Here is a 23094-nt window from a genome sequence, read left to right as displayed (position 1 = left end):
GATGGCCGTGAAGATCGACATCGACACCTATGTCAACGGAGTGCTCGACGGGAAGCGGGCGTTCATCGCCCGCGCCATCACTCTCGTCGAGTCGACCCGCCCCGATCACCGGGCGCTCGCCCAGCGTCTGCTCGGTGAGCTGCTGCCGCATTCCGGGCGGGCCCGGCGCATCGGCGTCAGCGGGGTGCCCGGCGTGGGCAAGTCCACGTTCATCGACGCGCTCGGCACCATGCTCACGGGGCTCGGGCACCGGGTCGCGGTGCTGGCCGTCGACCCGTCGTCCAGCCGTACGGGCGGTTCCATCCTGGGTGACAAGACCAGGATGGAACGGCTGGCCGTCGACCGGAACGCGTTCGTACGCCCCTCGCCCACCGCCGGAACGCTGGGCGGGGTGGCACGGGCGACCCGTGAGTCCATGGTGGTCATGGAGGCGGCGGGTTACGACGTGGTGCTGGTGGAGACGGTCGGCGTCGGGCAGTCCGAGACGGCCGTCGCCAACATGGTCGACACGTTCCTGCTGCTCACCCTGGCCCGCACCGGCGATCAGCTCCAGGGCATCAAGAAGGGGGTACTGGAGCTGGCGGACGCCATCGCGGTCAACAAGGCCGACGGTCCGCACGAGCGCGACGCCCGTTCGGCGGCGCGTGAACTGGCGGGCGCCCTGCGGCTGATGCACCCGGTCGACGCCGCCTGGACTCCCCCGGTCCTCACCTGCAGCGCCCGGGAGTCGAGCGGTCTCGGCACGCTGTGGGAGCGGCTGGAGCAGCACCGGTCCCTCCTGGAGTCCACGGGGCGGCTGGTGGCCAAGCGGCGCGAGCAGCAGGTGGACTGGACATGGACGATGGTCCGCGACGAGCTGCTGGACAGCCTGCGCAACCATCCGGCGGTACGGGCACTCGCCCCGGATCTCGAACACCGCGTACGGGAGGGCGAGTTGACGGCCACTCTCGCCGCCGAGCGCATTCTCGGCGTGTTCCGCGGCGACGGCGGCGGCTCTGCCGATGACAGCGGCAGCGGTGGCCGTAACGACAGTCGCGAGTCGACGACGCCGGGGCCGCGCGGCTGATCGGCGCGCCTGACCTTGTACCGGTGCGGGCAGGCAGGCAGGCAGGCAAGCGATCGTGCGGTGCGGCTGCCAGGTGGTGGCGGGCGGGTGGAGCGGTCGGTTTTCCGGTCCGCTCCACCCGCCCCTCTCCCGCGCCCCCCACGCTTGGTGGTACAGTGCCACTAGCACGTGTGTAAGCCCCCACATTCGGGCTCCGGTGCTACTTTCTCTCCCTCGCTGTTGCGCTCGTCCTTCTCAGGACCCGCGATCCAGCTTTCTCGCACTACTTCTCAGTCCGGTCCGGGCTCTTCTGCCCGTGGTACGGGGCGTGATTTCGCCGCCCCTCCGATCGCCGGGCCTCTCATTCGCCTGTCCGCGAAAGGACCCCCTCTCATGACCACCACACTCGAACGCCCCATTGCCGCGGAACACCGGCCCGTCCGGACCGCAGGTGTCCTCGACACCACGAACAACGGCCACGGCACGCTCCGCGTCAACGGCGGCCACCCCTCCCCCGACGACATACAGGTGTCGCCCGCACTGATCCGCCGGCACGGCCTGCGCAAGGGCGATGTCGTCGAGGGCACCTGCGAGCGGCCGCGCGCCCTGACCGCGATCGACCGGATCAACGGCCGTGACCCCCGCGCGCTGCTCGGCCGGCCCCACTTCCGCGACCTCACCCCGCTCCACCCCCGCGACCGGCTCCGCCTGGAGACCGCGCAGGGCGGCCCCGCGATGCGGCTGGTCGACCTGATCGCGCCCGTCGGCAAGGGGCAGCGCGGACTGATCGTCGCACCGCCCAAGACCGGCAAGACGGTGCTGCTGCAACAGCTCGCCGCGGCCGTCGCCACCAACCATCCCGAGTGCCATCTGATGGTGGTCCTCCTGGACGAGCGTCCGGAGGAGGTCACGGACATGCGCCGCTCGGTACGGGGCGAAGTGTTCGCCTCGACCTTCGACCGGCCCGCCAAGGAGCACATCGCTCTCGCCGATCTCGCCGTGGAACGCGCCAAGCGCCTGGTCGAGCAGGGCCAGGACGTCGTCCTGCTGCTGGACTCCCTCACCCGGCTGTGCCGGGCCCACAACAACGCGGCCGGAGCGGGCGGGCGCACGCTGAGCGGTGGCGTCGACGCGGCAGCACTCGGCGGCCCCAAGAAGCTGTTCGGTGCCGCGCGCCTGGCCGAGGAGGGCGGTTCGCTCACCATCCTGGCAACGGCCCTGGTGGAGACCGGGTCCCGGGCCGACGACTACTTCTTCGAAGAGCTGAAGGGCACCGGCAACATGGAACTCCGCCTGGACCGGACGCTCGCGGACAAGCGGATCTTCCCGGCCGTCGACATCGCCCCTTCGGGCACCCGTCGGGACGAACTCCTGATGCCCGCCGCCGAACTGACCGTCGTACGGGGACTGCGCCGTGCCCTCCACGCCAGGGACGGGCAGGCCACCCTGGAGACGCTGCTGGACAAGCTCCGCCGTACGCCGGACAACGCCACGTTCCTCCGTCAGGTGCACCGGACCGTTCCCGGCGCCTGAGCGCCTGAGCGCCTCGGGGAAGCCCGGCGGCGGGTCCGGGTTCCCACGGGCGGCGGGTCCGGCTCCGGGGATCCTGGAGCCGGACCTGCGGCCGTCAGCCGGCGCCGCCCAGCGCGGTGGAGACCAGGGCGCGGGCCTCGTCCTGCACCCGGCCGAGGTGAGCGGGACCCTGGAAGCTCTCCGCGTACACCTTGTAGACGTCCTCGGTGCCGGAGGGCCGGGCGGCGAACCAGGCACTGTCCGTGCAGACCTTGAGCCCGCCGATCGCGGCGCCGTTGCCCGGTGCCTCGGTGAGGACGGCCGTGATGGGCTCCCCCGCCAGGGTGTCGGCCGTGACCTGGTCCGGGGAGAGCCGGGCCAGTACCGCCTTCTCCTCCCGTGTCGCGGGCGCGTCGACGCGGGCGTAGGCCGGGTCGCCGAAGCGGGCGGTGAGCTCGCCGTAGTGCTGGGACGGGGTGGATCCCGTGACCGCGGTGATCTCGGAGGCCAGCAGGGCCAGCAGGATGCCGTCCTTGTCGGTCGTCCAGACGTGTCCGTCGCGGCGCAGGAACGAGGCCCCGGCGGACTCCTCGCCGCCGAAGCCCAGGGTGCCGTCGAAGAGCCCGTCGACGAACCACTTGAATCCCACCGGCACCTCCACCAGCGGGCGGCCCAGGTCGTCGGCGACCCGGTCGATCATCGAGGAGGAGACGAGGGTCTTGCCGATTCCCGTACCGGCGGGCCATCCCTCGCGGTGCGAGAAGAGATAGCGGATGGCGACGGCCAGATAGTGGTTGGGGTTCATCAGACCGCCGTCCGGGGTGACGATGCCGTGCCGGTCGGCGTCGGCGTCGTTCCCGGTGGAGATCGTGAAGGCGTCGCGCTGAGCGATCAGCGAGGCCATGGCGTGCGGCGAGGAGCAGTCCATCCGGATCCTGCCGTCCCAGTCCAGCGTCATGAACCGCCAGGTCGGGTCGGCGAGCGGATTGACCACGGTGAGGTCGAGCCGGTGCCGTTCGGCGATCCGGCCCCAGTACGCGACCGAGGCGCCGCCGAGCGGATCGGCGCCGATCCTGATCCCCGCGTCCCGTACGGCGTCCAGGTCGAGTACGGACGGCAGGTCGTCCACGTATGCGGTCAGGAAGTCGTGGCGGCCGGTGGTCGCGGCGGACAGTGCCCTGGTGTACGGGATGCGGCGGACTTCCTTGAGCCCGCCCTCGATCAGGGCATTGGCGCGGTCCTGGATCCACGAGGTGGCGTCCGAGCCGGCCGGACCGCCGTTCGGCGGGTTGTACTTGAAACCGCCGTCGGCGGGCGGGTTGTGCGACGGGGTGACCACGATGCCGTCCGCGAGGCCGCCGGTACGGCCCCGGTTGTACGTGAGGATGGCGTGCGAGACGGCGGGGGTGGGGGTGTAGCCGTCGTCGGAGTCGATGAGGACGACGGCCCCGTTGGCGGCGAGCACCTCGATCGCGGTGACCCGGGCGGGCTCGGACAGGGCGTGGGTGTCGGCGCCGAGGAAGAGCGGCCCGTCGGTTCCCTGCCGGGACCGGTACTCGCAGATCGCCTGGGTGGTGGCGGCGATGTGGTCCTCGTTGAACGCGGCCGAGAGGGCCGAGCCGCGGTGTCCCGAGGTGCCGAAGGCCACGCGCTGGGAGGGTTCCGCCGGGTCGGGGTGGAGGGCGTAATAGGCCGTCACCAGCCGTGCCACATCGACCAGATCTCCAGGCTGTGCCGGCTGCCCGGCCCGTTCATGCACCATCGGTTCTCCTCGTTGTCGTCGGTCGGCCCGCTCGGGCGTGCCACCGCCCGGGGCGGACGAGCACCACGATATGTACCCGATCCCCGGCGCCGCCTCCGGCCGCGCTGACCGGTTCACGCCGTGGTCCGGCGGCGAGCGGCGCACCGGCGGGCCGCTTCGTCCCGGCGGAGCCGGCCGGCGGTGCACCGGGCGCCGACGTCGCCCGGTGCACCGCGTCACTCAACGGCCTTGCAGGGACTTCACGTTGTCGCCGAAGGTCCAGCCCTTCGAACCGTCCCAGTTGAGGGACCAGGTCATCAGGCCCTTCAGCGCGCCGTTGTAGCGGTTCCATGCCTGCGAGACGAGACCGGTCGACATATGGCCGCCACCGGCGCCCGGCTGCGCGGGCAGTCCGGGCACCTGCTTGTCGTAGGGCACCTTGATCGTGGTGCCCTGGATGACGAGCCCGGCGTTGAGGCAGTCCGTCTGCGCGGTGAACCCTTGGACCGTTCCCGCGGAGTAGGAGTCTCCGGAGCAGCCGTACATGCTGCCGTTGTAGTACTGCATGTTCAGCCACCAGAGGCGGCCGTTGTCCGCGTACTTCTTGATGATGGGCAGGTACGCGCCCCAGATGGAGCCGTAGACCACGCTGCCCCCGGTGACGTACGCCGTTTCGGGAGCCATCGTGAGCCCGAAGTTCGACGGCATCTGCGCCAGCACTCCGTCGATGATCCGGATGAGGTTGGCCTGCGAGGCCGACAGCTGGTTGATGTTGCCGCCGCCGACCAGCCCTGTCTCGATGTCGATGTCGATGCCGTCGAAGTTGTACTTCTTCAGAATCGGCACCACCGTCGCGACGAAGCGGTCGGCGACGGCGCTGGAGCTCAGGTCGATCCCGGCCGCCGCACCACCGATCGACATGAGGGTGGTGAGGCCGGACGCCTTGGCCTGGCACATCTCCGCCGGGGTCGCGACCTTGACCGTCGCGTCCATCCCGTCCTCCCACAGGACGGTTCCGTCCGAGCGGATGACGGGGAAGGCCGCGTTGATGACGTTGTAACCGTGGCCCGTGATGCGGGAGTCGGTGATCGGGATCCAGCCGAGCGGCGGGTGCACCCCGTTCGCCGCGCCGTCCCAGTTCTCCCAGTAGCCCTGGAGCACCTTGCCCGCAGGTTTCGACTTCACCGCGCAGGTGTCCGCCTGCGCCGCGCTCGGCGGCGCAGCGCTCGGCGGCGCCGCCGCGACCATCATCTGTACGACGAACGCCGTTGCCAGACCGATGCCCAGCAGACGTGACGTGCGACCCATCATGTGTGTCCCTTCCCGCCAGGGCCTGCCGCCGCCCGGCGCGAAAGGTTCGCACCCGACCCCACCCATGTCGTGACCCTGCCAAACCGTAAAATGGTCCAGACCTCCGGTCAATAGGTCTGGACCAAGTGGCTCGAGTTGGCGGCCGGGTGGCGATCGGCCAACTCCTCGGCCCCGGTGGTCCCCGGCTCCACGAAGGATCAACGAGGCGGCGCCGCACCGACGGCGTACGCGCCCCTGAGCGGGAGTCGGGGATGTCCCCGGTCGTACCCGGAGTTCCCGCTGTGTGCCGCCCCCGGGCGCCGCGGCACTGCCAGTCTCGACGGGAGAGACCGCGTGACCTCCGACCACAGATGAGGAAATGCCGATGAGCGACGCAGTAGGCCGCCCGACACGCAGATCAGTACTGACCGCGGCCGGAGCGGCGGGACTTCTGCTCGCCACCGCGGGGGTGGCCGAGGCACACACCCGCCCCGGCGGCGCCCTGCCCGCGGGGGCGGACCCACGATCGGCCACCGGAACCCGAGCGGGCCGGGTACGGCTGACGCTGCCGAGGCCGGCCGGACCGCGGCACATCGGGACGCTCTCCCTGCACCTGACCGACCACGCGCGCCAGGATCCGTGGACGTCGCACCCGTCGCCGCGCGAGCTGATGATCACCCTGTGGTACCCGGCCCGACGCACCCAGGGCTTCCGGCGTGCCCCCTGGCTGCCACCGGCGGCGGCGGCTCAGTTCCGGGAGCAGATCAGCAAGGACCTGCGGACGCCGATGGACAACGTGGACTTCCCGCTGACCCACGGTCACGAAGGCGCACCCGTTCGCCCGCACCCCGGTGGTCATCCGTTGATCCTCTTCTCCCCCGGCTACGGGGCGCTGCGTGGACTCAGCACCGCGCTCGCCGAGGATCTGGCCGGCCGGGGCTACGCGGTCGTGACCATCGACCACACGTACGACAGTCAGATCGTGGAGTTCCCCGGCGGCCGACTGGAGCTGGGCCGGCAGCCGGCCCGGCCGACCGCTGCCGACATCAGGAAGGCGCTGCGGGTCCGTAAGGACGACACCGGGTTCGTCCTGGACCAACTCACCGCGCTGAACGCCGGGCGAGCGGCCAATGCCGCGCACACCGCAAGCGGTTCGGGCGCCGGACGCGGACAGTTGCCCCAGGGGCTGCGAGGCTCCCTCGATCTGTCGAGGATCGCCATGTTCGGGCATTCGCTCGGCGGTGACACCGCCGCCGAGGTCATGTCACGGGACAGCCGCGTGCTCGCCGGTGTCAATCTGGACGGCAGTTTCAACGGAGCTGTCGCCACCACCGGCCTCGACCGCCCGTTCCTGCTGATGAGCAACGCCAACCACGGGCGTCACAACGACCCGTCATGGAAACGGTTCTGGTCACACCTGCGGGGCTGGCACCTCGAACTGCGCCTGCGCGACTCGGGACACCAGACCTATACCGACCTGTCCCCGCTGGCGCAGCAGTTGGAGCGGGCGCTCACCCTCCCGCCCGACGTGGTCGCCCAGTTGACCACCGCCATCGGCACGATCGACGCGGACCGGGCCGTCGCCGCCGAACGCGCCTATCTGGGCGCCTTCTTCGACCTCCATCTGCGCGGCCACGACAGCCGTCTGCTGTCCGCGCCGTCCCCGCGCTACCCGGACATCTCGTTCGTGCCGTGAACGAGGGGGTGGGGCGTCGGTCGCTTCGGCCGTCGCCCCACCACCGCCTCACCGCCGTCCGCCTGCCTGCCCAGCACTGGGCAGGCAGGCGGGCCGCCGGAATCAGACCACCGGGATCAGATCGCCGATATCAGACCGCCGGGGCCGGGTACGTCGGGTATTCCACCCCGGAGACGTGCTGAACGACCCGGATGACCTGGCAGGAGTAGCCGAACTCGTTGTCGTACCAGAGGTAGAGGATCGCGTTGTCGCCGTCGACCTTGGTGGCACCGGCATCGACGATCGAGGCGTGGCGCGAGCCGATGAAGTCACTGGAGACCGCGTCGGGTGCGCTGATGAAGTCGATCTGCCGCCTCAGCGGCGAGGTCAGCGAGACGGTCCGGAGGTGATCGAGGACCTCCTCGCGGGTGGTCTCGCGCCCGAGGCGCAGGCTGAGGATCGCGATCGAGACGTCCGGCACCGGGACACGGATCGAGCTGCCGGTGATGGGCGCCTCCAGCTCGGGCAGCGCCTTGGCGACGGCCGAGGCGGCGCCGGTCTCGGTGATGACCATGTTGAGCGCCGCCGAACGACCGCGGCGGTCGCCCGAGTGGTAGTTGTCCAGCAGGTTCTGGTCATTGGTGTACGAGTGGATGGTCTCCACGTGGCCGCGCAGGACCCCGTACTCGTCCGCCATCGCCTTCAACGGCGGGACGATCGCGTTGGTGGTGCAGGACGCGCAGGACAGGATCTGCTCGTCCGGCTTGACCGTGTCGTGGTTGACGCCGTGCACGATGTTGGGCACGGCGCCCTTGCCCGGCGCGGTCAGGACGACCTTGGCGATGCCGGGACGCAGGTGCTTCGAAAGGCCCTCGCGGTCGCGCCACTTGCCGGTGTTGTCGATGAGGATGGCGTCCTTGATGCCGTACGCCGTGTAGTCCACCGATGTCGGATCGTCGGAGTAGATCATGCTGATCTCGTTGCCGTTGGCGATGATCCTGCTGTTCGCCTCGTCGACGGTGATCGTGCCCTGGAACTGGCCGTGGATGGAGTCACGGCGCAGCAGCGAGGCGCGCTTGACGATGTCCTGGCCGACGCCCCTGCGGACGACGATGGCGCGCAGCCGCAGACCGTTGCCGGAGCCCGCCTTCTCGATGAGCAGTCGGGCGATGAGCCGGCCGATGCGGCCGAATCCGTAGAGGACGACATCGCGCGGTTCGCGGCGCTCGATCTTGTCGGCGCCCGTGGCTCCGGCAACGGCCTCGGCGGTGAACTCCTCGACCGAGAGACCACGCCCGTCGGTCGCGTACGTCGCGGCGAGCATGCCGATGTCGATCTGGGACGGGCCGAGGTCGAGCGCGGTGAGCGCGTTCAGGAACGGCAGCGTCTCGGTGACCGAGAGCTCCTCACCGGCGATCTGGCGGGCGAATCGGTGGATCTTGAGGATGCTGACCACCGACTTGTTGACCAAGGAGCGGCTGTGGAGCAGGACGGTGATGTCCCGCTCCCGGTGCAGCTTCCCGATGATCGGGATCATCGACTCCGCGATCTCCTCGCGGTGCTTCCAGTTGGTGAACGCGTCTTCATTGACAGTCACAGGTTTATCTTTCGAGCTAGGCGGCGCTCATATGGTAACCCCCTGCTATTTTGATCATCCAAACGGTGTCGCCTGTCCAGCCGGTGTCACCCGGGCGGGATGCCGCGACCGGAGCCCGGGGCCGGGTCGGCGACGATCCGGTCCGGTGGCACGCGCACGGGCGCACCGGCTCCTTTGCCGATCATCGCGAGACCGTCGATCACCGTGGGTCGCCGCGCGGGTGATCAGTGGACTGCGCACGCACGGCATGCCGGTCGGGGCACCGTCCCGCCACCCGGTGAACACACTCACCGAACGCGAACACTCCGTCCTCTCGCTCCTCGGCGTCGGCTTGTCCAACGCCGAGATCGCCGCCCGCCCGCACCTGGTCGAGGGCACGGTGAAAGCACACGTCAGCGCGATCCTCGGCAAGCTTGGGGTGCGCAATCGCGTGGGGGCGGCGCTGGCCGCCCGGGAGTCGGGCCTGGCCGGTCCCGGCCGGTAGGCCACGGGTCCGGGCCGCCCCTCCCGGTACGTCGACCGGCATGCCCCGTACGTCGACCGGCATGCCCCGTACGTCGACCGGCAGGCCCGGTACGTCGAGCGGTAGGCCGCCAGGTCGTTCAGGTCGCCGCCCGTATAGCCGTATGCCGTGCCGTGGTTGTCCACGCCACCGGCGATCGCGGTCGGTATGCCCCACAGCAGTTGGTGTCCGGGGGCCAGCCTCCGCTTCCGGGCCGATGCCTGGTCGACGATGGCACCGCGCATGCCCGCGGGTTCGAGCGCTCCGCCCGAGGTGGTCCGCGAAGGCGCGCCCGGTGACGGACTCGACCACGGCGGCGAGGACCACGTAATTGGCGCTGGTGCAGGAGCACTTGGTGCCGGGTGGGCCGGGCAGCCACACCTCGTCCAGGTCGCCGACGCGTGATTGTACGCCCGCCGGCACCTTCCCCCGCTCCTCGCAGAGGCTGACCATGTGGGCCGCAGTGCCCGAACGGCTCCGGGAGGCATCGAACGCGCGGGCCGCTTCCACGGTGGCTTTCACGCCGCTCCGGGACGAAGTACACCTGACAATCGGGCAGTTCACCGTGAGGGCCTTCTCCTCGGGCGCCAGGCATTCAACTCCCCACGCCCACCCGGTAGTCCTATATTTTTTGCGCGCGCACCCTTGCGCCCGACTCGCCGACCGCGTACCAATGTGGCCAGCAATAGGAAGGAAAGCTTCCTAACAGTCAACTGCTGCCGCCCCCACTGCTGCAGGACCGGCGCCGGCATGCCCCACAACCGCGAGGAAAGTGGAGGAACCACATGCGCACACCCCGCCCGAGGTCCGTCTCCCCACCGTCCCGACGGCATCCCCGCCGACGACGCACCGGACTCCGGATAGCTCTCGCCTTGGCGCTCGCCGCCGTGCCCGCCATCGTCGCCATGAGCGTCGGCCGGGCTGCCGAGACGGCCGACCTCGACGATCCGGCAAAGAAGGAGATCGCCCTGCAGATCGTCTCCAGTGCCGAGAACTCGACTCTCGACTGGCGCGGCGAGTACGACTACATCGAGGACATCAAGGACGGCCGCGGCTATACCGGCGGCATCGTCGGCTTCTGCTCCGGCACCCACGACATGCTCGAACTCGTCGAGTACTACACCGAGCAGGAGCCGGACAACCCGCTCGCCGCGTACCTGCCGGCCCTGCGCGAGGTCGACGGCAGCGACTCCCACGAGGGTCTCGACCCCGGCTTCACCGACGCATGGCAGGAGGCGGCGCGGACCCAGGGGTTCCAGGCGGCGCAGGAGCACGAGCGCGACCGGGTCTACTTCGATCCGTCGGTCGCCCAGGCGAAGGACGACGGGCTGCGCACGCTCGGGCAGTTCATCTACTACGACGCCATCGTGATGCACGGCCAAAGCGGCTTCGAGTCGATCCGTGACGAGGCCCGCACCCAGGCCGAGACCCCCGCGGAGGGTGGCGACGAGAGCGACTACCTGGGCGCGTTCCTCGACGCGCGCGTGGCCGAGATGAAGTCCGAGGAGGCGCACGAGGACACCAGCCGGGTGGACACCGCACAGCGGGTGTTCCTGGAGAACGGCAACTTCGAGCTCCAGACGCCGCTGACCTGGAAGGTGTACGGCGATGAGTTCCACATCGCCGACGAGCCCGCCCCCGCCGGCTCCGGCGGCTCCGTCGCAACGCGGGCCGAGCAGCTCATCTCCCGTTCCGCGCCCGCCACTTCGTCGTCCGACGAGGACGCGACCCTGACGCCCGCGAAGGCCGTCGACGGCGACCGGAACACCCGATGGGGCAGCGCGGAGGGCAAGGACCCGCAGTGGATCCGGCTGGACCTCGGCAAGGACGCGACGGTGTCACGGGTCACGGTCGAATGGGAGGACGCCTACGCGAAGGCGTACCGGATCGAGATGTCGGCGGACGGCAGCAAATGGACCGCGCTGGCCGCGGAGACCGCCGGGAACGGCGGCACGGACGAGTGGACCGGCCTGACCGGCAAGGGCCGATATCTGCGCGTGTACGGCACCTCCCGCGGCACCCAATGGGGCTATTCGATAAAGGAGTTGGAGGCGTTCGGGGCCCGCGGCGACGGCCCGGGACCGACCGATCCGCCGGACCCCGGTGGCGCGTTCACCGTGGTGGGTGCCGGTGACATCGCCGACCAGTGCACCGCCGGCCAGTCCGGGTGCCAGCACTTCAAGACCGCGGCCCGCGCCAAGGCCATCAACCCGGCCTTCTACATCACCATGGGCGACAACCAGTACGACGACGCCCACATCGAGGACTTCCGCAACTACTACGACAAGTCCTGGGGCACGTTCAAGGACAAGACGTACCCGGTGCCCGGCAACCACGAGGCGTACGACGACTGGGACAACCAGGACGAGCGGGCCTACCGCGAGTACTTCGGCTCCCGGGCGACCCCCAAGGGCAAGATGTGGTACAGCTACGACTACGGCAACTGGCACTTCGTCGCCCTCAACTCCAACCGGTTCGACGAGCAGGAACAGATCGACTGGCTCAAGGCCGACCTCGCCGCGAACAAGAAGAGCTGTGTGGCCGCCTACTTCCACCACCCGCTCTTCAGCTCGGGCAGCCACGGCAACGACCCGGTGAGCCAGCCGGTGTGGAAACTGCTCCAACAGGGCGGCACCGAACTGGTGCTGAGCGGCCACGACCACCACTACGAGCGGTTCGCCCCGCAGACCGCGAACGGTGCGGCCGACCCCAACGGCATCGTCGAGATCCTGGGCGGCGCCGGCGGCAAGGACCTCTACGGCGCGGGTGACACGGTCCAGGACAACAGTCTCAAGCGGATCTGGGACACGTTCGGCGTCGTCAAGCTCGACTTCACCGACAACTCCTTCACGTCCCACTTCGTCGGCACCGACGGCACGGTGCGCGACACCAGCCCCACGTACACCTGCCGTTGACACTTCGGGCGCGGCCGCTGCCCCTCAGGGCGGCCGCGCCCGTCCGCTGCCCACGCACCGGGACCCCACATGTATCTCTCGGCAAACAAGGCACGACAGGACACGACCGCGCCACCGGCGCCTTCCACCCCGTCCGCCACCGGCACGACGAGCGGCACCGCCACGTCCGACACCGGCACCGGACGCGGCCGCGTCGCCGGAACCGTCATCGCCCTCGGCACGGTCAGCCTCGTCACCGACATCTCCTCCGAGATGGTCACCGCCGTCCTGCCCCTGTATCTCGTCCTCGGCCTCGGCCTGAGCCCGCTCCAATTCGGCTTCCTCGACGGCCTCTACAACGGCATCACCGCGTTCGTCCGGCTCGCCGGCGGACACATCGCCGACCGGTGGCGGCGCCACAAACTCGTCGCCGGCTCCGGATACGCCCTGTCCGCGGTGTGCAAGCTGGCCCTGCTGCCGGCGGGCGGCTCCATCCCCGCCCTGTCCACCGCGCTCGCCGCGGACCGGATCGGCAAGGGCATACGCACCGCGCCCCGCGACGCCCTGATCTCGCTCAGCAGCGACGAACGGCATCTCGGCCGCGCCTTCGGTGTCCACCGCGCCATGGACACCACCGGGGCCATGATCGGACCGCTCCTCGCCTTCGCCCTGCTGTGGGCGACCGCGGACGCCTACGACGCCGTCTTCGTCGTCAGCTTCTGCTTCGGCGTGCTCGGCGTACTGCTCCTGATCGCGTTCGTCCCCGGTCGCGACGAGCTGGGTGCGCTCCCGGGCGCGACCGCCGCACCCGCGGCGAAGCGGCCCACCGCTACCCTCCGCTCGACCCTGCGCCTGCTGTCCCTCCCGCCGTTCCGCCGCATCCTGCTCGCGGCCGCCCTCCTCAGCCTGGTCAGCGTCACCGACGGCTTCCTCTACCTCGTCCTGCAGAACCGCATGCGACTGGACGCGGCCTGGTTCCCGCTCCTCCCGCTGGGCAGCGCCACCGTCTACCTGCTGCTCGCCGTGCCGCTCGGCCGCGCCGCCGACCGCGTCGGGAGACGCGTTCCGTTCCTGGCGGGACACCTCGCGCTGCTCGGGGCGTACGCGGCCATGCTGTTCCCGATCGGCGGCTGGCCCCTGGCCGGTGCGGTACTGCTGCTCCACGGCACGTACTACGCCGCCACCGACGGCATCCTGATGGCCCTGGCCGGCCCGCTCGTACCGCCGGACCGACGGGCGGGCGGGCTCGCCCTGCTCCAGACCGGCCAGGCGACGGGCCGACTGTTCGCGTCCGTCCTGTTCGGCGCCGCGTGGACGGCGTGGGGCGTGAGCACCGCCCTGGCCGCGGCCGCGGTGGCCCTCGCCGCCGTCTTCGCCGCCGCCTGCTTCCTGATCCCCGCCCATGCCTTCCGGGAGACCCCATGCACCCTGTGACCCCGCGCGTCCGTGCGGTGGCCGTGACCGCTGCCGGTGCGATGCTGGCGGCGGTCGCCGTCGTGTACACCGTGCACGCCGCCGACCGCGCCGACACCTCCGCCGCCGCCACGTCCTCGCACGTCACGCCCGGCGACACCGCCGGGCTGTATCTGCGCACGGCGAAGGGCACCGTCGCCGTACAGCCGACGACGAGGACGGGCGGGACCCCGCGCGAGGAAACAGCCCTGTCGTGCCGCCGCTTCCACACGAGCGGCGGCACGGCCGTGTGCCTGACCACCCGGCCGGGACTCCGGCCGATGACCAGAGCGGTCATCCTCGACGACACCCTGCGCACCCGCCGCACGGTCGACTTCGGCGGCACGCCGAACCGCGCCCGTGTCTCTCCGTCGGGCCGCGTGGTGTCATGGACGGTGTTCGTCTCCGGCGACTCGTACGCGACATCCGCGTTCTCCACCCGCACCGGCATCCTCGACACCCGCACCGGCTATCTGATCAAGAGCATGGAGACCATCCAGCTCTACCTCGACGGCAAACGCCACCACGCACCCGATGTGAACTACTGGGGCGTCACCTTCACCGACGACGACAACCGCTTCTACGCGACCGTGTCGACGGGCGGCAGGACCCACCTCGTCGAAGGGGACCTCAAAGCGTGGAAGGCGCGCACCGTGCGCACCAACGTCGAGTGCCCCTCCCTCTCCCCCGACGGGAAGCGCATCGCGTTCAAGAAGCGTGTCCGTGAGGGAGCCGGAAACCCGTGGCGGCTCCATGTCCTCGACCTGGCGACCATGCGCGAGACACCGCTCGCCGAGACGCACAGCGTCGACGACCAGGCGGCCTGGCTGGGCGACGGCACGGTGGCCTACGCCCTCCCCCGAGGTACGAACTCCTCGGACATCTGGTCCGTACCGGCGGACGGCACCGGCACGCCCCGCCGGATCGCCCGCGACGCCTCCTCCCCCTCATGGGTCCCGCCCGCCCGGTCGGACACGTCACCCCGATGACATGACGGATGCGTGATCCCTCCGCCATGTCGCTTCCCGATCACGCGGGTCTCTTCGATACTCGGTGTCATGCAACCGAACCCAGCTCAGGGGCCGGCCGGCACTCTTCCCAGGAGGAACCGTTGAGAATGCTCATCAACGTCCCGGAGACCGTGGTCGACGACGCGCTCCGGGGCATCGCCGCCGCGCACCCCGAACTGACCGTCGATGTCGCCAACCGTGTGGTCGTGCGCCGCGACGCCCCCGTGGCCGGGAAGGTCGGGATCGTGTCCGGCGGCGGGTCCGGGCACGAGCCGCTGCACGCCGGGTTCGTCGGGCCGGGGATGCTGTCCGCCGCGTGTCCCGGGGAGGTGTTCACCTCGCCCGTGCCCGATCAGATGGTGCGGGCGGCAGCCGCCGTCGACAGCGGGGCGGGGGTCCTGTTCATCGTCAAGAACTACACCGGCGACGTACTGAACTTCGCGATGGCCGCCGAACTCGCCGAGGACGAAGGGGTGCGGGTCGCCCAGGTGCTGATCGACGACGACGTGGCGGTGAGCGACAGTACGTTCACGGCCGGGCGGCGGGGTACCGGCGCGACGCTGTTCGTCGAGAAGATCGCCGGGGCCGCCGCCGACGAGGGGGCGCCGCTGGACCGGGTGGCCGACGTGGCACGGCAGGTGAACGCGTCGTCGCGGAGTTTCGGAGTGGCACTGAGTTCGGTCACCACCCCGGCCAAGGGCAGTCCCACCTTCGATCTGCCGCCGGGTGAACTGGAGCTGGGCATCGGCATTCACGGCGAACCCGGCCGGGAGCGCCGTCCCATGATGACGTCCGGGGAGATCGCCGACTTCGCGGTGGACGCGGTGCTGGAGGATCTGCGGCCCGCGGGACCGGTGCTGGCACTGGTGAACGGGATGGGGGCGACGGGGCTGCTGGAGCTGTACGGGTTCAACGCCGAGGTGCAGCGGGTGCTCTCCGAGCGGGGTGTGACCGTAGCTCGTACGCTCGTGGGGAACTATGTGACCTCGCTCGACATGGCGGGCTGCTCGGTGACGCTCTGCCAGGTCGACGAGGAGCTGCTGCGGCTCTGGGACGCGCCCGTGCAGACGGCCGCACTCCGCTGGGGTCGCTGAGCACCGGTACGCCCGTACGCTCGTAGCGTCCGATCCGCCGTACGGTCCGGCACCGCCGGTACCGGACAGCCCCGCCCGTGCGGGACAGCCCCACCTGTGCCGGAGGGGCCAGAGGAACAGGAGACCATGTGCTCGACGCCGACTTCTTCCGCCGGTGGATGGCCGCCACCGCGGCTGCCGTGGACCGTGAGGCGGACCATCTGACCGAGCTGGACTCGGCGATCGGCGACGCCGATCACGGCAGCAACCTCCGGCGGGGCTTCACCGCGGTGACGGCGGTCCTGGAGAAGGAATCCCCTCGGACACCGGGAGCAGTGCTGACCCTCGCCGGACGACAGTTGATCTCCACCGTGGGCGGGGCGTCCGGGCCGTTGTACGGAACGTTGCTCCGGCGTACGGGCAAGGCCCTGGGCGACTCGGCCGAGGTGACGTCCGGGCAGCTGGCCGAGGCGTTCGCGGCGGGTGTCGCGGCGGTGGGGCAGCTGGGCGGGGCACAGGCCGGGGACAAGACGATGCTCGACGCGCTGCTGCCCGCTGCCGACGCCCTGGGCACGTCGTTCTCCGCCGCCCGGGACGCGGCGCGGGCCGGTGCGGTGGCGACGGTGCCGTTGCGGGCGCGCAAGGGGCGGGCCAGCTATCTCGGTGAGCGCAGCATCGGGCATCAGGATCCGGGGGCCACCTCGTCCGCGCTCCTCGTCGCCGCGCTGGCCGAGGCCGAACAGCCGGCCGAGGACGGGCAGGCTGCGGATGGGCCGACGGCCGACGGGAAGGGCGCATGAGCGGGCGCGCACAGGTCGGAATCGTCCTGGTCTCGCACAGTGGGCCGGTGGCCGAGTCCGTCGCCGAGCTGGCCCGGGGCCTCGCGGCCGGAGGTGCGACCGCGCCTGTCGCCGCGGCCGGGGGTCTGCCGGACGGTGGACTCGGAACGAGCGCGGAACTGATCGCGCGGGCCGCCGAGTCGGTCGATGGCGGGGCCGGTATCGCGGTACTGGTCGATCTCGGGAGCGCGGTGCTCACGGTGAAGGCCATGCTCGCCGAGGGCGACGAGCTGCCGGAAGGGGCGCGGCTGGTCGACGCGCCGTTCGTGGAGGGTGCCGTGGCGGCCGTGGTGACCGCCTCCGCCGGTGGCGATCTCGCGGCGGTGGAGGCCGCGGCCTCGGAGGCGTACGGCTACCGAAAGGCGTAGGAACCCGCGAGCCGCCCGAAACCACTCCGGACCGCCCGGACCGCCCGGCACCCGGCACCCGGCACCCGGCCCGCATCGCGCCGCCCCGGTCCCGCGCCCACCGCTTGTGGACGCGGGACCGGGGCGGCCGTGCGTCAGGCGGCCGGGGCTGCCGCCTTCGCCGCGATCTCGATCCGGGCCCGCCGCGTCGTGCCGTTGACCGTCACCGCGACCGTGACGGTGCCGGGGCGCAATGCCGTGAGCATGCCGGTGACCGGGTCGAGGACAGCGGTGTGGCGGTGCCGGGCGTCGTCCGGATCACCGACGTACACGTTCGGTGAGCCTGTCCAGTCCGCGCTGAGCGGGAACGCCACCGGGACGGTGCGCGCCCCCTGGACGACGCTGGCTCCCACCTTCGTACGCTCCCCCGCGCCGATCACCGTCGGCGCGTCGAGGGTGAGGGAGTCGACGTGCGCCCGGGTCTGGACGGAGATCCAGTCGGGGCCGCCCCGCCACGGCCGCTGCCGGGCCGCCGCCTGCTCGCCTGACGGCACCCGGTCGGCGCCGATGAGCGACCAGCCGGTGAAGCCGCCCTCGTCCGCGGGGCCTGCCGGGGCCTTTCCGGAGTTTCCGTTGATCAGATACGGGACTGCGTCGACGTGCGAGGCGTGGAAGACCCCGACGTGGCTGCCGATGAAGGCCGCGCCCTTGCCCGTCGTACGGCGGAAGTCGGCGAGCCACCGCTCGATGAGGGCCGCCTCCTTGCAGTCGCCGAGCCGGCTGCCCTGCTGCGGGGTCGGGTCGCGCGGCGGTACGTGTTCGATCACCGTGACCGAGCCGATCCGGCGGTCCCGGGCGGCCGCGTCGAGCTGCTCCCGGAACTCCTTGATCTGGGCGAAGCCTCCGCCGCGCAGGCTGAGGCTGGAGGTGTCGAGGGTGATGACCCGGGTGCCCTTGTGGTCGAACGTCCGCTGGGCCGGTCCGAACTGGGTGACGAAGTTGTCGATCCGGCCCCCCATCACCTCGTGGTTGCCCGGTACGTAGTACCAGGGCAGGGAGTCGCCGAGTTCCTGGTCGAGTATCTGCCGGGCGAAGGCGAGGTCGGCGGGCGAGCCCTCGTCCACCAGGTCTCCGTTGACGACGAGGAAGTCGGGCCGCGCGGCCCTGATCTCGCGCAGGGTGCGGCGGGCCTGGGCGACGATCGCGCTGTCGGGGTCACGGGCGACGAACTGGGCGTCCGACATCACGGCGAACTGCCAGTCCCGGCGCTCCGTCACCGCCGCCGGGTCGATCAACGTGTCGGCCGGCACAGTCTGTTCGGGCAGGTCGACGGTGGGCGGGACCTGGGCGGTCAGGTCGTCGACGACGATCTCGCCGGTGTACTGCCGGGCGGCGGCCGTCTCCGCCAGGTAGAACCGGTGCACGCTCAGCGGCATCGCTGCGCCCGGCGGTACGGCGAAGGTGACCTGCCGCCATCCGGTCCAGGTGAGGTAGGGGCCGCGCAGCAACTGGTCGGAGCCCGCGGCGTCCTTGAGGTGCAGGGTCGGCCAGGCGCCGTTGCCGTCGCCCTTGATCCAGAGCCGGTACGACTGGGGCTGTCCGGCCAGGGTCACCGGCCGGGGCGGGCTCGCGTAGGCCGCTCGGGTCGCGGTGGACCGGGTGAAGTCGTAGGTGAGCTTCAGTCCGGTGCCGGTGTGGCCCTCGGGCGTGGCGGCGAGGGAGCCCCCGGCTCGGGCCTGGCTGAATTTCCAGGACGCGGCGTCGTCGAAGGCGGCGACCGCCTGTTCGGTGAGGCCGACACTGACCGCGAGGACGGTGGTGGTGCCCGCGACGGTCGCGATGACCCGGCCGGCTCCGCTGCCGGAGCGGGAGGCGACGTCGAAGGAACCCTGCCCGTTGTCGCGGATGTCGAACAGCTCGCGGTCGTAGTCGAGTTCGATGTCGCGCGGTTCGACGGGGGCGCTGGTGCCGTGGGCGTCGAGGCCGACGACGCCGAAGGTTCCGGTGGCCTTCGCGTCCGCGAGACCGACGCGCCGGGTGGTCGGCTCGATGCGGTCGAGCTTGTCCAGGACGGTCAGCCGGGTGCTGCCGCGGGCGGTGCCGCGCCGGGCGGTCACGTCGGCGCTGCCGCTGCGGCGGGCGGTGAAGAGACCGTGGCGGTCGACCGTGCCGGTGGCCGGGTTCGCGGTCCGCCAGTCCGGGGTTCCGGCGGCGGGGCCGTACGTCTCGTCGTAACCGGCGGCGGTGAGCGAACGGGTCAGGCCGGGGAAGACCCGCTCCGGGTGACCGCCCTTGACGGGGTCGGTGCCCGGCGCGGCTCCTGCGGGGGTCCGGGTCTCCACCCAGAAGCCCTTGAGTCTGCCGCTGCCGTCGGGGGCGGTGAGGGCGAGGCCGTTGGGGACGGTGCGCTCGCTGCCGTCGGACGGACTGTTCTCCACCTGGAGGGCGTCGCTGCCGGGCTCGCGCGCGACGAGCGTCGAGGAGCCGCCGCCGTCCAGGTTGAGTGCGCTGTACGAACCGGCGCGGCGCATCATCAGGCCGAGTTCGGTGAGGGTGACGCCGCCGCTGTCGGCCTGCCGGCCGTCGACGGTGATGACCTGCATGGTGCGGCCGTCCCGGGAGAATCCGACCGCGGTGCGGGGCGCCGCGGTGTTGTTGCCCTCGCCGTCGTGGTTCTGGGCGGTGCCGTCGACGACCAGAAGCTCACGGCCGCCGACCGCGGTACGCGGTACGGACCCGCTGCCGGCGCGCGCCCGGAACGCGAGAGAGACCGGGTCGCCGGGCCGCAGCGCCGTCAGAAGGGCCGCTCCGGCTTCGCGGCCGACCAGGACGGTGGTGCCGTCCGGGACGGCGCCCGAGCCCGGGGTGCCCGATACGGAGACGACCTTGCCCTCGCGTACGACGGCTTCGGCGACGGGCGCCGCGGCGTCCACGGTCAGCTTGCGGTCCGCGCTGCCCCAGGCGGAGGTGTACGCGCCCACGCCCTGCGCCGGTACGTTCGCCGCGTTGTGGGCGGCGAGCGGGTGCTGTCCGGAGGGGAGGGTCAGGGTGCCCTCGAAGTACAGCTCCAGGACCCGGCCCGCGTTCTCGGGGCCGATACCGACGGCTCGGTGGACGCCCGGCGCCGGGGAGTGGACGGGGACGCCGTCCTTGATGCCGGGGCCCAGGGGGGCACCGGTCTCGTTGATGTCGAAGAAGTCCGCGTTGATCGCGGCGACGGTACGGCGTCCGCGGCCCGGGTCGTGCCGGGCGGCGAGCTCGGAGACCGGGTGCCGTTCGGCGACCTTGCCCGAGGAGAGGTAGTCGGCGCGCACATCGTCGCCGTCGAGGTCCACGGAGAGCGCGTCGACCCGCAGCCACTTGTCGGATTCCAGCCGGTCGTACGAGCTGAGGCGCACCCCGGGCGCGATCGGCCGGGAGGTGCGGGCGGTCTCGATGCCGTCGCCGTCCACCACGGAGCGCGTCCCGCCGGCCGCGCTCGCGGCGGGCGGGGCGATGGGTCTGAGCACTTCGGCGGCGTTACGGGGACGGGGGTCGGGGGTCGAATCGGCGGCCGCGGGGGCGAGGGCCCCGGCCGTCACCGCGGTCACCGTCGCGAGCAGCACGAGCGGCCGCAGGGCGGTGCCCAGTATGCCAAGGCCCACAAATCCTCCTGGAATCAAGCTGGTTGCACGGGGGGAAAGCGCTGTCGGCGGACAGCATGGCCGGGCGGACCGGGACACACCAGGGGACAACGGGGACATCGGAGGAAACACCGCGCGGCGGGTTGATGACCGACATGATCACCCAGGTGCGCCGCGTCGGCGTGGCGGCCCGCCGTTCCGGACCGCAGACTTGACGACATGTCGACGCTCAGGCGCAGCGCGGGTCTCCTCCTCTTCCGGGTGACGGGCACGGGGAGCGAGCGGGATGTCGAGGTGTTGATCGGGCACATGGGCGGCCCGTTCTGGGCGCGCCGCGAGGCGGCCGCCTGGTCGATCCCCAAGGGCGAGTACGGCCCGGAGGAGGAGCCCGCCGCTGCCGCCCGCCGGGAGTTCGAGGAGGAGGTGGGGCTACCGGTTCCGGACGGTGTCTGGGTGCCGCTCGGCGCGGCGCGTCAGCCGAGCGGCAAGACGGTGACCGTATGGGCGGTGGAGGCGGAACTGGATCCGGCGGCGGCCGTACCGGGGACGTTCACGATGGAGTGGCCGAGGGGGTCCGGTGTGCAGCGGGAGTTCCCGGAGATCGACCGGTTCGCCTGGTGCGCACCGGAGCGGGCCGCCGAGCGCCTGGTCGCGGGCCAGCGGGTCTTCCTCGACCGGCTGCGCGGTCATGTCCGCGAGGAGCGCGCCTCCTCGGACGGGTAGACCCCGCCCCGGCCGTGTGCCTTCTCCGGGCTCCGGACCGGGCGGCCGGCCCGCAGTTCCAGCACGTCTCCGGTGAAGCGGTCGCGGAAGCCGCGGTCGTGCGAGACCACGACGACGGCTCCCTTGTACTGCGCGAGGGCTTCCTCCAACTCCTCCACCAGGCTCAGCGCGATGTGGTTCGTCGGCTCGTCCAGGACCAGCAGATCGGCGGGCCGGGTCACGAGCCGGGCCAGCGCCAGCCTGCGCTGCTGGCCGATGGAGAGGGCCGCGACGGGGACGGCCAGGTCCTCGGGGCGGAACAGCCCGAGGCCGAGAAGGTCCTGCGCGTACTCGTCCGGGAAGCCGGGGCGGCCCGCGGCGAAGGTCTCCAGCAAGGTGCGCCGGGTCGGCCGCCGCGGGAGTTCCTGCGGGAGGTAGCCGACCCGCGCCCGTCGCCGGACCGTGCCCGTGTCCGGGGCGAGGTCCCCGGCGAGCACCCGCAGCAGGGTGGTCTTCCCGGCGCCGTTGGGGCCGTTGACCAGGAGCCGTTGTCCGGGCTCCACGCGCAGGGCGGGCAGCTGGAGCCGGTCGCCGACGGAGACGGATTCCAGTGCGAGCAGCGGCTCCGGGTGGTGCCGGTCGCCCTGCGTGGCGACGGCCGGCCGGGCGGTGAAGGACAGCGGCGGGGGCGGGGCGGGCACGGGAGAGCGGCGCAGTGCTTCGAGGCGGGTCCGGGCGGCCCTGACCTGGCCGGAGAGTTTGGCCTCGTGCGAGCGGCGGTGTTTGCCGTAGCCCTCCTTCGGGTCCTTTCCGGTGGCCGCGAGCCGCTGCCCGGCCGCGTTCACCAGCTCTACGGTGCGGGCCAGTTCCGCCAGGTACTCCTGGCGTTCCTGGGCCCACCGGCGGCGGGCCGCGGCCTTGGCCGTGCGGTAGCCGTCCCAGCCGTCCCCGTACCGGGTGACGCCGCGCAGGTCGCGGTCGACCTCCAGGATCACTGAGGTGACGCGTTCCAGGAAGGCCCGGTCGTGCGTGATGGCCACGACGGTCCCGCGGTGTGCGCGTAGGTGGTCCTCCAGCCAGCCGACGGCCCGGGCGTCCAGGTGGTTGGTCGGTTCGTCGAGCAGCAGCAGTTCGGGGGCCGCGGCCAGCACGCAGGCCAGGGCCAGCCGGGACTGTTCGCCGCCGGAGAGGGTGGCGAGCGGCCGTTCGCGCGTGAGGTGCGCCAGGCCGAGGCCGTGCAGGGCCGCGTCGGTGCGGGCGTCGGCCTGGTAGCCGCCCCGTTCCTCGTACGCGGTGAGGAGGTCTCCGTAGACGGCGAGTTCCGTGTCCGTGGGTTCGCGTGCGGCGGACAGCGCGGACTCGGCCGCACGGATGCGGCGTTCCAGTTCGCGCAGTTCGGCGAGCGCCGCGTCGACGGCGTCCTGCACGGTGTCGCCGGTGGCGAGGGTGAGGGTCTGGGCGAGGTACCCGGTGCCGCCGGGGAACCGGACGGTGATGTCCCCGCCGTCGGGCGTCTCCACCCCCGCCATCAGCCGGAGGAGGGTGGATTTGCCGGAGCCGTTCTCGCCGATGACGCCGGCCTTCTCACCCGGGCGGACGGTGAGTGTCACCTGGTCGAGTACCGACCGGTCTCCGTAGCTCTTGGAGACGTCTTTCATGGTCAGTTGAGCGCGGTCGCGCTGGGGGTGCATGGGTGCTTCTTCCCTGAGACAAGCCCGCGACGGCGCGCGGAAGCGCACGGCGGGGCGTGGATGCCGGACGGCGGAGGGGACTGCGGCACGCGTGGGTGCCC

15 protein-coding genes and 2 pseudogenes are annotated in these 23094 nt (G+C 71.6%); 12 read left to right on the top strand and 5 right to left on the bottom strand.

Annotation, left to right across the window (positions count from 1 at the left end; all coding sequences use genetic code 11):
* Position 1 precedes the first annotated feature (1 nt).
* The gene (meaB, locus tag OG413_RS37260) at positions 2 to 1066 is read left to right on the top strand and encodes a methylmalonyl Co-A mutase-associated GTPase MeaB (protein ID WP_266813456.1); all 1065 of its coding nucleotides are present in this window, start codon (positions 2 to 4) and stop codon (positions 1064 to 1066) included.
* A 372-nt stretch (positions 1067 to 1438) separates the two neighbouring features.
* Positions 1439 to 2578, top strand: a complete 1140-nt coding sequence (rho, locus tag OG413_RS37255; RefSeq protein ID WP_266813455.1) for a transcription termination factor Rho — start codon at positions 1439 to 1441, stop codon at positions 2576 to 2578.
* Between the two features lie 94 nt (positions 2579 to 2672).
* Here rho and pgm read toward each other — a convergent pair whose 3' ends face one another.
* Together pgm and OG413_RS37245 are read right to left on the bottom strand one after the other, a co-directional pair.
* Entirely contained in the window at positions 2673 to 4319 is a 1647-nt protein-coding gene (gene pgm / locus OG413_RS37250; protein ID WP_266813453.1) for a phosphoglucomutase (alpha-D-glucose-1,6-bisphosphate-dependent), read from the bottom strand.
* A gap of 219 nt (positions 4320 to 4538) precedes the next feature.
* On the bottom strand, positions 4539 to 5606 hold the full coding sequence (locus OG413_RS37245; RefSeq protein ID WP_266814260.1) for a chitinase: 1068 nt from the start codon (positions 5604 to 5606) through the stop codon (positions 4539 to 4541).
* Between the two features lie 367 nt (positions 5607 to 5973).
* Here OG413_RS37245 and OG413_RS37240 point away from each other — a divergent pair, with 367 nt between their 5' ends.
* Complete coding sequence (locus tag OG413_RS37240) at positions 5974 to 7284, top strand: hypothetical protein (RefSeq protein WP_266813451.1); 1311 nt, start codon at positions 5974 to 5976, stop codon at positions 7282 to 7284.
* A 130-nt stretch (positions 7285 to 7414) separates the two neighbouring features.
* Here the strand turns inward: OG413_RS37240 and OG413_RS37235 are convergent, their stop codons facing one another.
* Positions 7415 to 8860, bottom strand: coding sequence for a glyceraldehyde-3-phosphate dehydrogenase (locus OG413_RS37235; protein WP_266813449.1), 1446 nt, complete (start codon positions 8858 to 8860; stop codon positions 7415 to 7417).
* Positions 8861 to 9059: 199 nt separating this feature from the next.
* On the opposite strand from OG413_RS37235, the pseudogene OG413_RS37230 reads away from it, so the two are divergent.
* The 8 genes and pseudogenes from OG413_RS37230 to OG413_RS37195 all read left to right on the top strand — a co-directional run.
* A pseudogene (locus OG413_RS37230) lies at positions 9060 to 9344 on the top strand (response regulator transcription factor); the annotation flags it as partial.
* 803 nt (positions 9345 to 10147) lie between these two features.
* Positions 10148 to 10984, top strand: a pseudogene (locus OG413_RS37225) (chitosanase); the annotation flags it as partial.
* Positions 10961 to 12277: a discoidin domain-containing protein gene (locus tag OG413_RS37220; RefSeq protein WP_266814258.1), complete on the top strand. Its 1317-nt coding sequence runs from the start codon at positions 10961 to 10963 to the stop codon at positions 12275 to 12277. The pseudogene OG413_RS37225 and the gene OG413_RS37220, both read left to right, overlap by 24 nt.
* 69 nt (positions 12278 to 12346) lie before the next feature.
* Entirely contained in the window at positions 12347 to 13690 is a 1344-nt protein-coding gene (locus tag OG413_RS37215) for an MFS transporter (protein WP_266813447.1), read from the top strand.
* On the top strand, positions 13678 to 14697 hold the full coding sequence (locus OG413_RS37210; RefSeq protein ID WP_266813446.1) for a hypothetical protein: 1020 nt from the start codon (positions 13678 to 13680) through the stop codon (positions 14695 to 14697). Before OG413_RS37215 ends, OG413_RS37210 begins: the two co-directional genes overlap by 13 nt.
* Positions 14698 to 14825: 128 nt before the next feature.
* Positions 14826 to 15812 carry a dihydroxyacetone kinase subunit DhaK gene (dhaK, locus tag OG413_RS37205; protein ID WP_266813445.1) on the top strand — a complete coding sequence of 329 codons (987 nt, stop codon included), beginning with the start codon at positions 14826 to 14828 and terminating at the stop codon, positions 15810 to 15812.
* 128 nt (positions 15813 to 15940) lie between these two features.
* Positions 15941 to 16591: a dihydroxyacetone kinase subunit DhaL gene (gene dhaL, locus OG413_RS37200; protein WP_266813443.1), complete on the top strand. Its 651-nt coding sequence runs from the start codon at positions 15941 to 15943 to the stop codon at positions 16589 to 16591.
* Positions 16588 to 16998 carry a PTS-dependent dihydroxyacetone kinase phosphotransferase subunit DhaM gene (locus tag OG413_RS37195; RefSeq protein WP_266813441.1) on the top strand — a complete coding sequence of 137 codons (411 nt, stop codon included), beginning with the start codon at positions 16588 to 16590 and terminating at the stop codon, positions 16996 to 16998. Before dhaL ends, OG413_RS37195 begins: the two co-directional genes overlap by 4 nt.
* Positions 16999 to 17132: 134 nt before the next feature.
* On the opposite strand, the gene OG413_RS37190 is transcribed toward OG413_RS37195, so the two are convergent.
* The gene (locus OG413_RS37190; RefSeq protein WP_266813439.1) at positions 17133 to 20621 is read right to left on the bottom strand and encodes a phosphodiester glycosidase family protein; all 3489 of its coding nucleotides are present in this window, start codon (positions 20619 to 20621) and stop codon (positions 17133 to 17135) included.
* A gap of 198 nt (positions 20622 to 20819) precedes the next feature.
* Between OG413_RS37190 and OG413_RS37185 the strand changes: the two genes are divergently transcribed.
* The gene (locus OG413_RS37185; RefSeq protein WP_266813437.1) at positions 20820 to 21323 is read left to right on the top strand and encodes an NUDIX domain-containing protein; all 504 of its coding nucleotides are present in this window, start codon (positions 20820 to 20822) and stop codon (positions 21321 to 21323) included.
* Here the strand turns inward: OG413_RS37185 and abc-f are convergent.
* Positions 21287 to 22993, bottom strand: coding sequence for a ribosomal protection-like ABC-F family protein (abc-f, locus tag OG413_RS37180; protein ID WP_266813435.1), 1707 nt, complete (start codon positions 22991 to 22993; stop codon positions 21287 to 21289). The two genes, OG413_RS37185 and abc-f, sit on opposite strands and share 37 nt — an antisense overlap.
* Positions 22994 to 23094 lie beyond the last annotated feature (101 nt).

The sequence above is a fragment of the Streptomyces sp. NBC_01433 genome, assembly GCF_026340105.1.
Taxonomy (GTDB): domain Bacteria; phylum Actinomycetota; class Actinomycetes; order Streptomycetales; family Streptomycetaceae; genus Streptomyces.
This window is presented reverse-complemented; position numbering and strand designations above follow the sequence as displayed.

What these genes read in the sequence shown, in the direction of transcription:
- dhaK (WP_266813445.1), top strand. Translation starts at nt 14,826, where the DNA reads ATGCTCATCAACGTCCCGGAGACCGTGGTCGACGACGCGCTCCGGGGC.
- meaB (WP_266813456.1), top strand. Translation starts at nt 2, where the DNA reads ATGGCCGTGAAGATCGACATCGACACCTATGTCAACGGAGTGCTCGAC.
- OG413_RS37240 (WP_266813451.1), top strand. Translation starts at nt 5,974, where the DNA reads ATGAGCGACGCAGTAGGCCGCCCGACACGCAGATCAGTACTGACCGCG.
- OG413_RS37185 (WP_266813437.1), top strand. Translation starts at nt 20,820, where the DNA reads ATGTCGACGCTCAGGCGCAGCGCGGGTCTCCTCCTCTTCCGGGTGACG.
- rho (WP_266813455.1), top strand. Translation starts at nt 1,439, where the DNA reads ATGACCACCACACTCGAACGCCCCATTGCCGCGGAACACCGGCCCGTC.
- abc-f (WP_266813435.1), bottom strand. Translation starts at nt 22,993, where the DNA reads ATGCACCCCCAGCGCGACCGCGCTCAACTGACCATGAAAGACGTCTCC.
- OG413_RS37195 (WP_266813441.1), top strand. Translation starts at nt 16,588, where the DNA reads ATGAGCGGGCGCGCACAGGTCGGAATCGTCCTGGTCTCGCACAGTGGG.
- pgm (WP_266813453.1), bottom strand. Translation starts at nt 4,319, where the DNA reads ATGGTGCATGAACGGGCCGGGCAGCCGGCACAGCCTGGAGATCTGGTC.
- OG413_RS37215 (WP_266813447.1), top strand. Translation starts at nt 12,347, where the DNA reads ATGTATCTCTCGGCAAACAAGGCACGACAGGACACGACCGCGCCACCG.
- OG413_RS37245 (WP_266814260.1), bottom strand. Translation starts at nt 5,606, where the DNA reads ATGGGTCGCACGTCACGTCTGCTGGGCATCGGTCTGGCAACGGCGTTC.
- OG413_RS37210 (WP_266813446.1), top strand. Translation starts at nt 13,678, where the DNA reads ATGCACCCTGTGACCCCGCGCGTCCGTGCGGTGGCCGTGACCGCTGCC.